This is a genomic window from Streptomyces sp. NPDC055078, assembly GCF_053607985.1.
In genome coordinates, this window is record NZ_JBSGUP010000165.1 from 1 (window position 1) to 13,450 (window position 13,450).

A 13,450-nucleotide genomic window follows, 5' to 3' on the forward strand; every position below is an offset into this window, starting at 1 on the left:
GCGGCTGGGGGGTGGCCCCGGGGGGGGGGGCGCGGCCGCCCCCCCCCCCCCCCCCCGCGCCCCGATCACCTCCGAACTGAGGAGTGCTCAGTGGTTCCCACAGCCGCATCCCACGGCATGGAATCAACCGCAATCATCGTCACCGCCGCTGACCACCCGCCCTCGGCCCCTGGGCGCAGGCAGATCGGCAAATCCCTTGGCGACCGAGCCACCGGTCTGCGTTCAATGAGCGGTATGACCGCCCAGCCCCCATCTCCCCGTCACCGCCCGCGGCCGGGCGGTGACACCAACGCCTTGACCCTGATCGTGGAGACCGCCAACGGCCCGTACGTCCGCCGTATCCCCCCGGCGCTTCCCCTGCCCACCGGTGTCGACCACGGCTCCGGAGCCGAGACCGCCGCCCACACGGCCGCGGCCACCTGGGGCATGCCCGACTTCGTCTTCCAGCCCGCGCAGGTCGCCAAGGGCTCCGGGCGACGCGAACTGGGTGACCGGCTGCTGCTGTCGGGACGGCGCGGAGCTGTCGTGCAGATCAAGGCCCGCACTATCGCGCCTAAAGCGGACGATCAGGAACGCGCCTGGATCCAGAAGGTTGCTGCCAAGGCCATGAGCCAGGCCAAGGGCACCGTGCGGCACCTGCGGCTGCTGCCAGCCAACATGGTCAACGGCCGCGACCGTACGCTGCCGATCGACGGCAACGCCTACGAGTGGATCGCCGTCTTCCTCCTGGACCACGACCAGGTGCCGGCCAGTACCGTCGCACGCTGGGAGCCGGTCGGCATGCCCGCCATCGCCTTGACCCGCAGGGACTGGGACTTCCTCTTCGACCACCTGCGCTCCACCACCGCGGTGCTCGACTACCTCTTCCGCGCCGCCGACGAACCCGCCATCGCGCTGGGGGACGAGCCGGTGCGCTACTACGAGTTCGCCGCCGCAGACGCCGACGCACCCCCGGGAGAAGTCGACACCGAACTTGTAGGCCCCGGCGGCACACTCTTCTCCACCCCACTACTACCGCAGGCACCCGTCGGTGCCGGAGGCAACCGAGCCCACCTGGTCACCCGCATGGTGATGGAGGACATCGCCACCAGCCCCCTCCCTGAAGGCGCCGGCGAGGCGGCCCGCCTCACCGTGCTCGCCGACCTGGACCGGCTGCCAGTCGGCGTACGGGCAGAATGGGGGCAACTGCTGCTGGACATGCTGGACGACGTCGCGCAGGTCCCCGAAGGTGACATCAAGTGGCGGTTCCGCCGCCAGCTGAGCGCCGCCGCCACCCGCCAGACGCTGTACGCCTGCGCCAGTCAGTTCGACACCCACGTCCAAGAAGGCTTCCGCTGGTACGTGATGCTGCGACACCACGAAGTCGCCGAGCGCACGGGCCGCCCGGACGACCTCGCCACCGTCGGCGTGCTGCTTACCCCCAACTACAGCGGCCGTCGTCCCTGGGACACCACGATGGCCCGCATCCAAGGCCCCAGCGACCTCACACCCGAAGAGGTCATCGCATTCGACCAGCTCTGGAACCGCAACCTCACCCCGAACTGACCCTGGCGCCGCCCTTGCGTGACCCCCTCCGTGCGGCAATACACGCCCGGGCGGCTTCATCGCCTGCGGCGGTGCCACCACGGCAGCCCTCGCAGCAATCCCGGGCCCCTACCCGCTGCTGGTTGCCCTCGCCATCATCGCCGGGATGATCCGCGGCAACCTCACGCTCCTCCAGGCCACTGCGGTCACCGACCGCTGGGGCACAACCCACTACGGCCACCTGTCCGGACTGCTCGCCGCCCCTACCACCGCCGCAACGGCACTCGCCCCGTTCGTCGGCGCCGCCCTCGCCGCTCCCCTCGGCGGCTACGACCGCCTCTTCGGTCTCCTTGCAGCTATCTCCATGGCTGCCGCGCTCGTCGCACCATGGACAGCCACCGGCGCAGCAGACCGCCAAGCACCCTATCGTTGACAGCGCCCCGCGTTTCCCCAAGATGAGCCCGGTTCGTCGCCCGGCCAGCGCAGACCGCTGACGGAGCGACGCGGCTCTGGGATCATCGGCGGATGGTCGACCGCAGGGATCGCTCGTCACTTCGGGAACTGGTGAGTGATGTTCTCTCGCCCCTCGGTGATGAGAACACCCACGCCACGCTCAACACAGCATTCGCCCAACTGGGCCTGCCCCCCGAAGACGAAGGGTCGAAACGCGAGCGGGTCGAACGCAGCCTCGCCCAGGTATCTGACGACGACCTACCCCGCGTTGCGCAACACATCCTCGCCCGAAGGAACCTCACCCCCGCCAAACGCAACGCGATAGAGGACCTGGTGTGGACGGAGACTGCACCGCCAGAGATACCCAAGAGGGTCCGCCGCGAGCTGGCACGCGCCCTAGACCTGACCGACATCGCCCGAAACGAAGCCCGCTTTATGACGCTCCTGGAGCGCTTCTGGGTGCTCGACCGAGAGGCATCCCTCGCTGACCTGCTGCTCCCCAGCGCCAATCGCTCACCGAGCTTGAGACACCGCATCCAACAGCACGTCTTCCACAACCCGGAGGACTGGTCAGCCGAGGACCTCTTCGAGCACCTGGGAGTGTTCGAAGCCGGCGACGCACGATTCGCCCGGTTCCTTGAGCAGGCGGTATCCGCAGACATCCTCCTCGACGAGGTCGCCCAGCGTCACCTCGTGACCACAATCAACCAGCACATCCGCAACGCAGGGATCGAACTCCGCGAGACCGGGTCGGACGGTGGCTACCCCCGCTTCACCATGGTCTCCACCCGCCTCGCCGACAACCGACGGCCGAAGAACGTCATCTTCGCCTCGCTCACCAAGCCGGACATCCGCTTCTTGTCCGCAGTGGACAACGACATCGAAATCGTGGGCGACCCCGACAACGTCCTCGTCTACGACCGCCAGATCACCGGAGAGGGTATCCGCTGGCGAGACCTCCAGAGCTGGTGGCAGGACAGTCACCAACTCCTCAGCGAAGCCGAAGCCAAAAGAGACCTCTACCACCGGCTCCGCCGCAGCCTGCCCGGCAAATCCCCTGGCCAGCGTAACCTCTTCGAGCTCTACCATCAGACCCTCGGGCCCGCCGTCTACGACCTCCCGGCCCTCCTGCCTGAAGTATGGCTTCACTGGGACCACAAGACCGTCCGCGAGCGGGGCCCCGAAGCGCTACTGCGCTCCCGCATGGACTTCCTACTCCTGCTGCCCCACGGGCAGCGCGTCGTCTTCGAGGTCGACGGATCCCAGCACTACACCCGAGACGACGGTCAGGTGCCCGACAGCTCCAAATATGCGGAGATGGTGGCTGCCGACCGCGACCTCAAACTCAGAGGTTACGAGGTCTTCCGGTTCGGCCACGACGAACTCAGGGACCTCGAACACGCCCGGAGCCTCCTGCGGGAGTTCCTTCCGGCCCTCTTCCAGCGCTTCGACGTAAACGGCTGGACCAGCTGACGCTGAAGCCCCGGTACGGAAGGGCAACACCCCAGCGAAGCACGGCACGCGGCGGTAGGCAGACCCGAACCCGCACAAGGGGCCGCGGCAGTAGGGATATGACGTACAGGTTTGGTGAGCTTCGGCTGCAGGATTCCGCGAACCCGCGCGCTTCCCCCTGCGGAGGGCGTAAGGCGGATGTCGGCACGAGACGCGTACCGGCCGCGGAGTTGTACGTCGGCAGCTACCACAAGGCCCTGCGTCGTGCGGCGGACGCACTCGTCGCGGATGGCGGCTCGGTCTTCATATTGTCCGCACTCCATGGGATCGTCCCACCGGCTCGTCTGCTTTCTCCCTACGACGTGCGGCTGACGGACGCGCGGGCGGTGAAGCCCGAGGTTCTCGTCATCCAGGTGCACGACCTCGGCCTCACCGACGCAGATGTCCTGTTCCTCGGTGCCCGGGCCTACGCCGACCTGATACAGGCGGTTCTCCCCGGCGTGCTCTCGCTGCTGGAGGGCACCGCGGGCATCGGCGAGCAACTCCACCGGCTCAAGAGGCTGGCTCTTCCGGGTGCTGTCGCCGTGCGTGCCTCGCACTGGGCAGAAGCCTGCCGCAGAGGGGAGAGGCTTGACCACCTTCGCTAGTTTCGATAGATTTACCTATATCAATGAGGGGCTAGATGCCCTGGCCCTACGAGAGGAACACATGCTCAGCGACGATGAGACCGATCCTGCACCCCGCCCGGATCACCCGGGGAACTGTCCTGGCCACTGCGGAGGCCGCGGGTACCGCTTCAGCTCCCTCGCGGACGAGAAGCCCGAGACCTGCACTGGCCACGCTTACCGTTTCGCCGTCCGCAGGCGCAACGAGGACACCGGTCAGATTCACACGGTTCTCCTCACGGACGACGAAGCGGAAGCCACCTGGTTCAACAGCGACCCGGACTTCTATATCTGGGCCGAGGACCGCGAGTACGTCCCCCCGCAGTGGCCGGTGAGCCTGCTCAAGGACGACGGCGCCCCGTTCTGACGGCAACCACTCGAATCCCTCCCCGTGCGCGGCAGGGCAAGCCGCGCACGGGGCTGCACTCCACCACCGCGGAAGGTATGGAAGCCATGTCCCCCGAAACCGGAACCGACAAGAAGGCCCTGGCGGCACTCGCCATCGTCGACCGTTACCTGGCCCACTGCACCAGCACCGGCGACCAGTGACCCACCCCGGCCCGGAACGAAAGGACGTCCCCCTCATGAGCACCACCGAGACTCGCGAGTTCATCATCGTCGGCCAGGACACCGGCGTCAGCTTCACCCTGTGGGACGTGGCCCCCGCGCCGACCGACGCCACGAAGCGCGCCAACGCGCTCGAAGAGATCGGCATGGACGTCTTCGACGCCTTCGGCGACTGCTCGACGGTGTTCGCCACGAGCGCACGCGCGGCCGTCGACCAGCACGTCAAGGAGCTGGCCGAGCGCTCCGGCCTCGACGACTACGCACTGAGCCCGGACAGCCAGATGGAGAGCTACGAGGCGGACGCCCCCGCCCAGTCGGCCACCGAGGAGCCCGAGCCGTTCGGCCGCGCGCACACTCTGTCGGCCACCCGGGACAGCGGATACCGGATCGTCGCCAGCAGCACGCCCGGCACCCCGATGTTCAACGTGGACGGTCTGCCCATCCGGTCCCCGAACGAGACCAGGGACCGTGTACGCGCGGGCGTCATCAACAGCGGCTTGGATTGGCCGATGGCGAACGTGCTCGTCCGGATCTCCCTGATCAACGGGAAGGACGGGAGCAGCGTCGGCACCAGCGGCCTGGACTTCGCCATCGCCTGCTCGGTCCTCGCGGCGGCCGGCCAGTTCTCCGGCGACTGCCTCGCCGGTGCCACCCTCGTCGGCGAACTGGGCCTGGACGGATCGCTGCGCGTTCCGTACGACCTGACCAACGTGGTCCGTACGGCCGTCGCAGGCGGCAGCACCACGGTCCTCGTGCCCACCGCGGCCGTCGACGACGCGGCCACCACGGGTGTCCGGGTGATCGGAGTCGGCTCGCTCGACGAGGCCCTGGCGGTCCTGACCGGCCACCGGCACCACCCGGAGGGCTGCGCCCACTGCGTCCCGGACATGGACGCCGAACCGCACCAGCCGTGCACGCCCACCAGCGAGGGCCTGTGCCCGGCCTGCCTGGAGAACGCCCCGTTCTGAGCCCAGCGCCGGGCGGGCCCGACGCTCCCCTCCACCACCACCCGAATTCGTAACGGAAGGGCCCCTCAACCATGAGCGCCACCACTGATCAGATCCAGTTCACCGCGTACGGCCCCGAGCGGTTCATGACCCACCTGCCGTTCGCGGAGTGCGGCTACCTGTTCACCGTCCCCGGCGAGTTCCGCGAGGACACCCCCGCGCACACCAAGGTCACGGACTAGGCGACGAAGCAACGGACGCGTACCTGAGGAGTCTCGGGTTCTGAAACCTGCTTGCACCAGGTCGGGGGGTGCCCGCAAGGGCGCTCCCCGACCCGGCGTGAGGGCGGCGATACGAACCGAGGTTCGTGCCAGCCCCGCCGGAACGTGCTGGCTCGGGCAAACCGCCGCCCCCATCTCCACCACCAGCCAAGGATGCCGGTAACCCGGCGGCTCGGTTGATGACGCCCATGAGTCTACGACTTCGCGATGCGACAGGATGACACCGTGACGACCACGAAGACGCAATTCGACCAGCGGCTTGCCGACCTGGAAGAGGACTGGATCACCCGCAAGCAACTGGAGCACCTCGCCGGCGTATCGGCGAAGACCTTGAGGAACTGGCTCGCTGCCGATCCGATCCCCGAGGAGAAGACACGGACCGGGCCGCGCAGCAGCCAGCTCATCGAGAAGGCAACTGGTGTGGAGTGGGCTCGCAGCAAGCTCTTCGGAGCATCGGAGGCTGCCGACCGGCGTTCCGGTCCCCGGCTGGCCGCCGCCCCTCACCCGCTGAGTCACGCTCCGGGCGAGCGGTGGCGCTGGTCCGACATCGCCCGCCTGCGCGGCGTGACACCAGGAGCCATCAGCAATCTCGGCAGGGCGTACGCCGCTCATCCCGAGCGGCCGTTCCCGCCTGCCGGAGACGACCGCAAACGCGATGCGGCAGAGGTCGCGAAGTGGTTCACCTGGTACGACGCCGAGCGCCCCGGATACGCGGACAAGGGCGCCAAGAAGGACGGAGCGCAGGCCGGGGCTCAGCCCCCGAGCGGACGGGTCGCCGAAGTCTGCAACCTGCTGCGGACCGCCGTCGTCACTGGCCAGGACCTGACGGCGGACACCGTTGCCGAGCGACTCGGAGTAGGGCGGGCGGTCGCAGCCCGGTACCTGTCGCAGGCCGCAGACGCGGTCATGCCGGAGCACGGGCTCATCCCGCAAACGGAGATCGCCAAACTTCTCCCCGGCGGGCAGAAGCTGACCCCCGCACAGCGGCGCGAACGCGTGAAGACCCTGCTCAAGCGCAAGACCGCGCCGAATGGCGTCCTCATTGTGGGAGCCACCCGGTACTTCCGCCGCGCCGACGTCGAGGGCCTGGTGGGTGGTGGTTCGTGATGGTTGGGTGTGGGTGGTTTCTCCCGGCTGGTTGAGTGTGAGGGGCTGCGGCGGACTGTGCGCAAGGTCGTTCGGCATCTTTTTTCTCCGCTCCTTCGTCGCGGTGAAAATAGTTGCCGCTCTCTCTTGCGCTTCGTCCGGCGGCCCCTCGGTTTTCTTTTTGCCGGGAGGGGAGGGGGGTGGTGTTTGCGGGGCAGGGGGGTGGGGGTGGGGGTGGTTTGCCGGGTGCGGGCTGGCTGTTGAGGGGTACGGGAGTGGGGTCGTCCGGTGTGTGGACTTGGTGGTGGTTGGTGGGTTGTTTTCCCTGCCCATATTCGATAGATTTACCTACGTAAGGGCGGGGCAGGGCAAGCCCCCGCCACCCACTCCACCACCAGGAAGGAACCCGCTTTGCAGCAGCAACCCCCAGAAGGCGCTTCCCTGCACGATGGCACCGACCGTACGGCCAGGGCTTTGTCGTGGATCGCGGTCCGGCGCCACCGGCAGGGACTGCTCGCCGAGTGCCCCGAGGAACTCCACGCCGTTCTCCGGGATGTCACCGAGCGCTTCCTCTGCATCGGCACCAGTGCGGCAGACGCCGTACAGCGCGGCTACGAGGCGGGCCGCCTCCATCTGGATCTCAGCGACATTCCAGCCAACGAGAACGTTTCATGGGAGAACGTGACCGCCGACCTCCGCAAGGCCGGTATGACCGATTTCCTGAAAACCCCCCATGGATTCGTCCTGCTGGATGCACGGTGACCATGCAAACGACATCAGAGGAAAAGAAGAAGAATGAAGCAGGACGGTGCGCCTCGCATGACACGGAAACTCATTCGCGCCGGGTTGAGCGCGGAGGTGATCAGTACCGGCTCGAATTGCTGGGCAGCCGCGGTCAGGATCTCCCCGTGGGCTCACCTGGAACTGACGAACGTGTTCGGGGAGGGGTGGGCGTGGGCCATCTACTACGAGAGGGAAGAGGTCGTGGCTGGCTACTGGCCCGGCGCGGGGACGAGGGCGGCGGCTCGCCAGGCGGTGCGCCTCGTCAAGGCCATGGGAATCCTCGTTGCCTGATTCCCACCCGGAACACGGTGATGGGGGAACACGGAGTGAGTCTGAAGCGGGTGCCTGACCTCCCGCGAACCCGAGGCAACTGAAATGCCGAAACCCCTCCGATGGGGGGTCGTTCCGGGGTGGTTCCCGGGGCCTGATGACGGCAGCCGCCCGATTCGGCGACGAAGGAGAGGAATTCCGTGGGAAGCATGGAGAAGGTGTTTGTCACCGTGGACGGTACGACCGTCTACGAGGCGGCGGCCGACAGGTCCGCCCGATGGAACGGATACCTGATGCCCGTCTTCAGCCTGGCAACCGTCAAAGCCATAGCCGAGGGGTGCCGAGCCGCGAGCGAGCGCACGGGCGGCGCAGGCCGGGACGAGATCCGCGTCGTTGAGGCCCCTGCGCCGTCGGCTGCGGCCGACGAGGACAAACCGCAGACGGCCGCACTGGTCCTGCACATCAGCTGGGCCCAGGTGGCCGCTGAGGGGCCCGCCGCCGCGGTGAAGGTGGTGGAACCGGACGAGACGGGCCGGTACGCCGTCGGCGCGCGGTACTGGCCATGGCTGGAGGCTGCGGTTCACCCCGGCGCGAGGGCGGCATACCGGCACGCGTTCTACGCGGGTGTACTTCGCGAAGCTACCTGGTTCGAAGCCCAGTCCGCACCCGACGATCCCGACGCCACACCCGGGCGGGAGTGGGAAGAGGTCGAGGCCCTGAGTCTTGATGTGAACAGCGTCGCAAGGGGGCAGCGGGACCGCTTCACGGACACCTGTGACGCGTTCATCAGCGGCAACGCCGCCGCGCTGGCCGGGATCCCTCCGGCCAGCGCCGGGGAGGCGTTCTGGATGTCCATGCGCGGCAGCGAGGGCATCGAGTCCCGTTCGTTCCGCGGACTCACGGAGATACCGCAGGCGGTACGCGAGCGTCTGCACATGTCGGCGGCGAGGCACCCGTTCGGCAGGGTGAACCTGCATGACGGCACGGTCACCTTCACCTGACCGCCCACCGGGCCCAGGCATGGGAGACAGGGTTGACGCCCTTAACATATAACGATAGATTTACCTATGACGATATGGGGGTAGGGCGAGCCCCCGGCTGTCGACTCCACCACCAAATCAAGGAGGGCACCTATGCCTCAGGGCAAAGACATCCCCATGAGTGACACCGTTCGGCTTGTCCCCGTGTTCGACCCGGTTCTCCGCAACTTCGCGGTGCAGCTCTGGAAAGACGGTGATCCAGCCGGTATCCACGGTCTCATCGAGACCTACACCCACCCGGCAGACCTTCTCGCCACCGTGAACCGATTCCTGACGGAGGCGGGTGTCCGCCCGTTGACCAGAACGGAGCGCGCGACCCTCCGACGCGAGTTGATCACGGCCAAGGACGGTCCCGAACCTGCACCGCTGTGGAACGCCGAGCCGTTGTTCTGAGATCCCCGCACGCTGGGTGGACCGGACCTCGGTCCACCTACCGCGCGGGTCGATGCAGAAGCAAGCCCCGCACCTCTCAAACACCAGAACCACGGAGCGAGCCGGCATGTCCCAGAACGCAGAATCACCAGTCCAGCCGGGAAATCCGCTGCCCGGCATCGAGGTCAAGAATCACCCGCTACCGGCCTGGCACGAGGGACCTTCCCGCGAGCGAATCATTACAACCGACGCCCGTATCCACGCCACCTACACCCAGACCATCGGCCGCTACGAAGACGGCTTCAGGGTCGGCGAATGCATCGGATACGGCAGGCGCGCAGTGACCGGCAAGGAGGTGCGGGGATTCCTTCGGGGCTCCCTCGGCTTCTGGCTGTCCTGCCAGGCCAGCATCACAGAGGACGACACGATCCACTACCGCCAGACGATACGGCACAACGCGATTACCCTCACACCGGACCGCACCTCCGGACTGATCATCGTCCACCCCGACCGATGCGTCACCGCAGCCGCCTACCAGGTGACCGAACACGGCCGACAGCCGCAGATGTGGTCGCAGAACGCCGTACGCGAGGCGGTTACCGACACCCTCAGGCCCGGCCCCATCGACTGGCCGGACGGATGGGCACTGCTCATGCCCGACGGCACCCTACGGTTCGCGCCCGGCGGCTCCTGGCAACCAGGAGACGAGTACACCGCAGCCCCCGTCCCCGCCCCCACGCAGTGGGGTGCTGCGTGTGCCGAGTGCGGGTACCGCAAATCCGAGCACGACCCCCAACGGCGCTGGGGGAACCGGTGCGAGAAATACCGTCAGCCGAGGACTACCTGACAGCACAGGAACGAACCGTTCACGCGCGCTTCAGCCCAGCGGAGTTCGCCGTGAACGGTTCGCAGGCCACGCGAGTCGGCAGGTGAGGGAGTAGCGCCCCTGGTACGCAGGTTCGAGCCCTGCCGTGGCCACCGGACACCACCGTGTCCGACCTGTCCGAAGTCAACTCGGAAGGCAAAGAGTCATGAAACAGAACGCCGCCCCCGAAATACGGGTCGTCGCCTTCGCCGGAAGCGTTTGGGGCCCTTACGTCGGCCTCCCCCTGCACCACACCCGAAACGGAATCTACCGGATCCTGTTCACCCGCCGTACGGCCCAGCAGATCATCAACAACCTCAGCGCAGAGGAGTCCGGTCTCACCGCCGCGTGGGAGGGTGACACACTCCGGCTCCGCTGGCTGCCGGAGTACGACGGCACCGGCGGCACCGAAGCCATTCCGCCCGACGCGCACGGCCGGTACGCCGTTGGAGGGCCGTGGGCCTGGGCGGACTGGTGCCCCTTCACCAGCGTGGCGGACGACGCGCAGCGAGCTATAGCCCAGGGTGCGCAGGAGTACGCGACGACGCCACCCTCCGGAGAGTCGGACGACTTCTACCTCTACGGCCGCGCGGAGGCTTACGCGGTCACCCTGCACCACTACCAGACCTGACCATCTCTCCGAGCACCCACGGGGCAGAACGACCGCTGTCCAGGGATAGGGCAAGTCCCTGGTCGGCTCCACCACCCGAACCGAGGAGAACCTCGTGGCCAGCGAACTCATCGACCCTCAAGACCGTCCGACTGGAGGCGTGCCCGACCCGTATGTCTCGCCCATGGACTACCTCAAGTTCCGGCACCTGGAGTTCCGGCAGGCGCGGCGCGATCTGGCCGAAGGTTTCCTGTTCATGACAGCAGAGGTCATCAGGAAGCAGTGGCCCACCGCGCACCAGGTCGTCTTCGACTGCACAGTGAACAACTGGCACAAGGCGAAGCCCCCGCGCTTCCTTCGCGTCGAGGACACCGAAGGCACCTCCCTCGTAGCCCACGACGACACAGCGCCTCCCCGGCTCAGCGAGGAAGTTGAGATCGCACTCGACCTCCTGCTTGAAGCCGACTGGCACGTCGACGCGAGCAGTGGAGCGGGCTCAGGTCGCCCCTGGCGCATAGAGAAATCGGACAGCACCGAGCGCGGCGCGCAACCGCCGTACAATCTCACCTTCACCCTGCCGCCCGTATCGCGGCCCGCGGACGACCGCACCGCCTTGCCGCCGACGAGTGTCACGCTCAGGAACGGGGCGTTCCGCGTCTATGACCGTGACCCGGCCGAGGGGCTGTTCAGCGACACCTACGTCGCCGAGGTCTTCGGGGTCAATGTCGTGATCCGCGAGCGGCCCGGACACGTCCTGTACATGCACGTGGAGAACGAGCACAGGGCGGACGAGCACATGCTCTTCGAGGCCGACAACCGCGGTGAGCACAGGTTCCGCATCTGATCACCCCGCACGGTTCCGTCGTCTGCCCGCCCGACGGACCGACCACGGAACCCTCGGCTCACGAGCCCCACCCTTGGGGAGCGCCATGCCCGGTTTGGGCGGCACCCCTCCTCACACATCCGGAAGGACATCCGCCTTGACCATTCCCGACACTGACGGCACTGCCGGGCAGAGCCTGCGCGCCGCGACGGATCGAGCAGGCATCACCTACCACATCGCCCCTGCCTGGGAGCCCTATCGATGATCGACATCCCTGACACGCAGGGAAACGTGCTCATCGTTCCCTTGCCCGACAGCACCGAGTTCCGTATCACGGACGAAGACGGCAGCACCGCCTACGCCCCCGAAGACCACCGAGGCTGGAAGGTGCTGCACTACACGCAGCCGGGCGACGACATCCATACCAGCGCCGTGTACGACATCGACAGCACAGACGTGGAGAACGACAGCCTCGCCGCTGTCGCCGCCATCACCCCGTTCGCCGCATCCCTCGCACCGGGCCGCTAGCGTTCCCTGCCAGACCAGTGCCTCGGCCGACGCCCCCCAGCGTCGGCCCAGGCACCTTTGGTTCTCCGCAACCGCCACCGCCCCGGGTACCGTCGCAACAGGCGAAGGTCCACTGCAGACTGACGGAAGGGGAGTTCATGACACGGGACGGGATGGATGAGAGGCCGATCGAGGAGCTGAATCCCAGCTGGATCGGCCTGGCAATGGAGCTGGAGACCCGCGGCACCGTCGTGGGATTCAGGCTGGCGCGCTACGAACGGGTCACCCGCGACGGTCAGCAGCTGTGGATTCTCTTCAGTGCGGATCAGCCCTGGCGGACCGAGGTCCCTGCGGGAACCAAGGTCTGGTGGGTACGGCAGCCGGCCCATCCCGGTGTCCAGCCGGCACAGCCCGCACAGCAGACTGCGGCAGCCGTCGCCGCTCCAGCTCAGCTCTCCCCTCAGTCGTGGGTAACGCCTCCGCCCGCAGGCGGTCCCCGCTAGCCGGGAGCGTCGTGCGGCTCCCGATCCGGGAAGGGCCGTCCAGGTCGGCAGCCTCAGGCGGGCTCGCTCATTCATACCGTGGGCTTCCGCCCCACCCCTGCCGTGGCGCCCGCTACCGACCCAGGCGGCGGCCCGCTAGCGAGTTCTGGGGGCGGTGGGGAATCCGCAGGCTCACTGGCGGGGCCCAGCGATGCCTTGGCTTCACGGACCACGGCTTCCGGAATACCGAGGCGCTCGGCCACGGACCGGACCCCCGCGCGCTCCAGCATGTCGGCGACGATCCCGGTCATCGACTCCCGCAGTTTCCCTGTCTCCCTGTCTGCCTCGCTGCGGACGCGCGCGGCATACTTGTCGATCTTCTGCTGGGCAGCGCTGCTGATATCGGCTATCTGCTCTTCCGTCTCGAACCAGCGGGTGGCCAGGTCCTCCAGCTGATGCTCGCGTTGCCTTCTTTCCGCGGTCAGGGCACGGGCCTTCTCCCGTGCGCGAACCGTACGCGCCCCTCTCCGCTCTGCCATGGGTCTCCTCCCCGGTGACGGTTGCCTGACTGCTCCGAGCCGGGCAACTCCCCATGATACGGCCGCCCTTGGGAATCGGCCGGGGACCGCAGGCGTGCGCCGGGCGGGCCTCTCGACTGTCTCGCCGTAGTGATCTTCCTGTGGAAAACGGAAAGACGCGGTTGTCCACAGGCACGCTCAGGAG

The 13,450-nt window shown here is 67.5% G+C and carries 17 protein-coding genes, 1 other RNA gene and 1 pseudogene; 18 read left to right on the forward strand and 1 reads right to left on the reverse strand.

The window, feature by feature from the left end:
• Positions 1-234 precede the first annotated feature (234 nt).
• The 18 genes and pseudogenes from ACWF94_RS16370 to ACWF94_RS16455 all read left to right on the forward strand — a co-directional run bounded on the left by ACWF94_RS16370 (position 235) and on the right by ACWF94_RS16455 (position 12,748).
• Positions 235-1,545, forward strand: a complete 1,311-nt coding sequence (locus tag ACWF94_RS16370; RefSeq protein WP_453488049.1) for a hypothetical protein — start codon at positions 235-237, stop codon at positions 1,543-1,545.
• Between the two features lie 43 nt (positions 1,546-1,588).
• A pseudogene (locus tag ACWF94_RS16375) lies at positions 1,589-1,957 on the forward strand (MFS transporter); the annotation flags it as partial.
• A gap of 92 nt (positions 1,958-2,049) precedes the next feature.
• Positions 2,050-3,450 (forward strand): AbiJ-related protein, encoded by a 1,401-nt coding sequence (locus ACWF94_RS16380; RefSeq protein WP_453488051.1) that lies wholly within the window; start codon positions 2,050-2,052, stop codon positions 3,448-3,450.
• A gap of 98 nt (positions 3,451-3,548) precedes the next feature.
• Positions 3,549-4,076, forward strand: coding sequence for a DUF6884 domain-containing protein (locus tag ACWF94_RS16385; protein WP_453488053.1), 528 nt, complete (start codon positions 3,549-3,551; stop codon positions 4,074-4,076).
• 61 nt (positions 4,077-4,137) lie between these two features.
• The gene (locus tag ACWF94_RS16390; protein WP_453488055.1) at positions 4,138-4,461 is read left to right on the forward strand and encodes a hypothetical protein; all 324 of its coding nucleotides are present in this window, start codon (positions 4,138-4,140) and stop codon (positions 4,459-4,461) included.
• Between the two features lie 217 nt (positions 4,462-4,678).
• Positions 4,679-5,629: a magnesium chelatase domain-containing protein gene (locus tag ACWF94_RS16395; protein WP_453488057.1), complete on the forward strand. Its 951-nt coding sequence runs from the start codon at positions 4,679-4,681 to the stop codon at positions 5,627-5,629.
• A gap of 71 nt (positions 5,630-5,700) precedes the next feature.
• Positions 5,701-5,850 (forward strand): hypothetical protein, encoded by a 150-nt coding sequence (locus tag ACWF94_RS16400; RefSeq protein WP_453488058.1) that lies wholly within the window; start codon positions 5,701-5,703, stop codon positions 5,848-5,850.
• A 264-nt stretch (positions 5,851-6,114) separates the two neighbouring features.
• Positions 6,115-6,996 (forward strand): hypothetical protein, encoded by an 882-nt coding sequence (locus ACWF94_RS16405; RefSeq protein WP_453488060.1) that lies wholly within the window; start codon positions 6,115-6,117, stop codon positions 6,994-6,996.
• Positions 6,997-7,386: 390 nt separating this feature from the next.
• Positions 7,387-7,737, forward strand: coding sequence for a hypothetical protein (locus ACWF94_RS16410; RefSeq protein ID WP_453488062.1), 351 nt, complete (start codon positions 7,387-7,389; stop codon positions 7,735-7,737).
• 57 nt (positions 7,738-7,794) lie between these two features.
• Positions 7,795-8,049 carry a hypothetical protein gene (locus ACWF94_RS16415; protein ID WP_453488064.1) on the forward strand — a complete coding sequence of 85 codons (255 nt, stop codon included), beginning with the start codon at positions 7,795-7,797 and terminating at the stop codon, positions 8,047-8,049.
• A gap of 85 nt (positions 8,050-8,134) precedes the next feature.
• An RNA gene (locus ACWF94_RS16420) (hammerhead ribozyme type II) lies at positions 8,135-8,201 on the forward strand.
• Positions 8,202-8,228: 27 nt separating this feature from the next.
• Positions 8,229-9,029 (forward strand): hypothetical protein, encoded by an 801-nt coding sequence (locus ACWF94_RS16425; protein WP_453488066.1) that lies wholly within the window; start codon positions 8,229-8,231, stop codon positions 9,027-9,029.
• Between the two features lie 156 nt (positions 9,030-9,185).
• Positions 9,186-9,461, forward strand: coding sequence for a hypothetical protein (locus ACWF94_RS16430; protein ID WP_453488068.1), 276 nt, complete (start codon positions 9,186-9,188; stop codon positions 9,459-9,461).
• 106 nt (positions 9,462-9,567) lie between these two features.
• Positions 9,568-10,287, forward strand: a complete 720-nt coding sequence (locus ACWF94_RS16435) for a hypothetical protein (RefSeq protein ID WP_453488070.1) — start codon at positions 9,568-9,570, stop codon at positions 10,285-10,287.
• Positions 10,288-10,471: 184 nt separating this feature from the next.
• Positions 10,472-10,936, forward strand: a complete 465-nt coding sequence (locus ACWF94_RS16440) for a hypothetical protein (RefSeq protein WP_453488072.1) — start codon at positions 10,472-10,474, stop codon at positions 10,934-10,936.
• Between the two features lie 94 nt (positions 10,937-11,030).
• Complete coding sequence (locus ACWF94_RS16445) at positions 11,031-11,759, forward strand: hypothetical protein (RefSeq protein WP_453488074.1); 729 nt, start codon at positions 11,031-11,033, stop codon at positions 11,757-11,759.
• Between the two features lie 240 nt (positions 11,760-11,999).
• Positions 12,000-12,266 carry a hypothetical protein gene (locus ACWF94_RS16450; RefSeq protein WP_453488076.1) on the forward strand — a complete coding sequence of 89 codons (267 nt, stop codon included), beginning with the start codon at positions 12,000-12,002 and terminating at the stop codon, positions 12,264-12,266.
• Between the two features lie 152 nt (positions 12,267-12,418).
• Positions 12,419-12,748, forward strand: a complete 330-nt coding sequence (locus ACWF94_RS16455; RefSeq protein ID WP_453488078.1) for a hypothetical protein — start codon at positions 12,419-12,421, stop codon at positions 12,746-12,748.
• Between the two features lie 71 nt (positions 12,749-12,819).
• Here ACWF94_RS16455 and ACWF94_RS16460 read toward each other — a convergent pair whose 3' ends face one another.
• Positions 12,820-13,266, reverse strand: coding sequence for a hypothetical protein (locus ACWF94_RS16460; protein ID WP_453488080.1), 447 nt, complete (start codon positions 13,264-13,266; stop codon positions 12,820-12,822).
• Positions 13,267-13,450 lie beyond the last annotated feature (184 nt).

Coding starts and splice junctions, on each gene's coding strand:
- ACWF94_RS16370 (WP_453488049.1), top strand. CDS start 235: ATGACCGCCCAGCCCCCATCTCCCCGTCACCGCCCGCGGCCGGGCGGT.
- ACWF94_RS16380 (WP_453488051.1), top strand. CDS start 2,050: ATGGTCGACCGCAGGGATCGCTCGTCACTTCGGGAACTGGTGAGTGAT.
- ACWF94_RS16385 (WP_453488053.1), top strand. CDS start 3,549: ATGACGTACAGGTTTGGTGAGCTTCGGCTGCAGGATTCCGCGAACCCG.
- ACWF94_RS16390 (WP_453488055.1), top strand. CDS start 4,138: ATGCTCAGCGACGATGAGACCGATCCTGCACCCCGCCCGGATCACCCG.
- ACWF94_RS16395 (WP_453488057.1), top strand. CDS start 4,679: ATGAGCACCACCGAGACTCGCGAGTTCATCATCGTCGGCCAGGACACC.
- ACWF94_RS16400 (WP_453488058.1), top strand. CDS start 5,701: ATGAGCGCCACCACTGATCAGATCCAGTTCACCGCGTACGGCCCCGAG.
- ACWF94_RS16415 (WP_453488064.1), top strand. CDS start 7,795: ATGACACGGAAACTCATTCGCGCCGGGTTGAGCGCGGAGGTGATCAGT.
- ACWF94_RS16430 (WP_453488068.1), top strand. CDS start 9,186: ATGAGTGACACCGTTCGGCTTGTCCCCGTGTTCGACCCGGTTCTCCGC.
- ACWF94_RS16435 (WP_453488070.1), top strand. CDS start 9,568: ATGTCCCAGAACGCAGAATCACCAGTCCAGCCGGGAAATCCGCTGCCC.
- ACWF94_RS16440 (WP_453488072.1), top strand. CDS start 10,472: ATGAAACAGAACGCCGCCCCCGAAATACGGGTCGTCGCCTTCGCCGGA.
- ACWF94_RS16450 (WP_453488076.1), top strand. CDS start 12,000: ATGATCGACATCCCTGACACGCAGGGAAACGTGCTCATCGTTCCCTTG.
- ACWF94_RS16455 (WP_453488078.1), top strand. CDS start 12,419: ATGGATGAGAGGCCGATCGAGGAGCTGAATCCCAGCTGGATCGGCCTG.
- ACWF94_RS16460 (WP_453488080.1), bottom strand. CDS start 13,266: ATGGCAGAGCGGAGAGGGGCGCGTACGGTTCGCGCACGGGAGAAGGCC.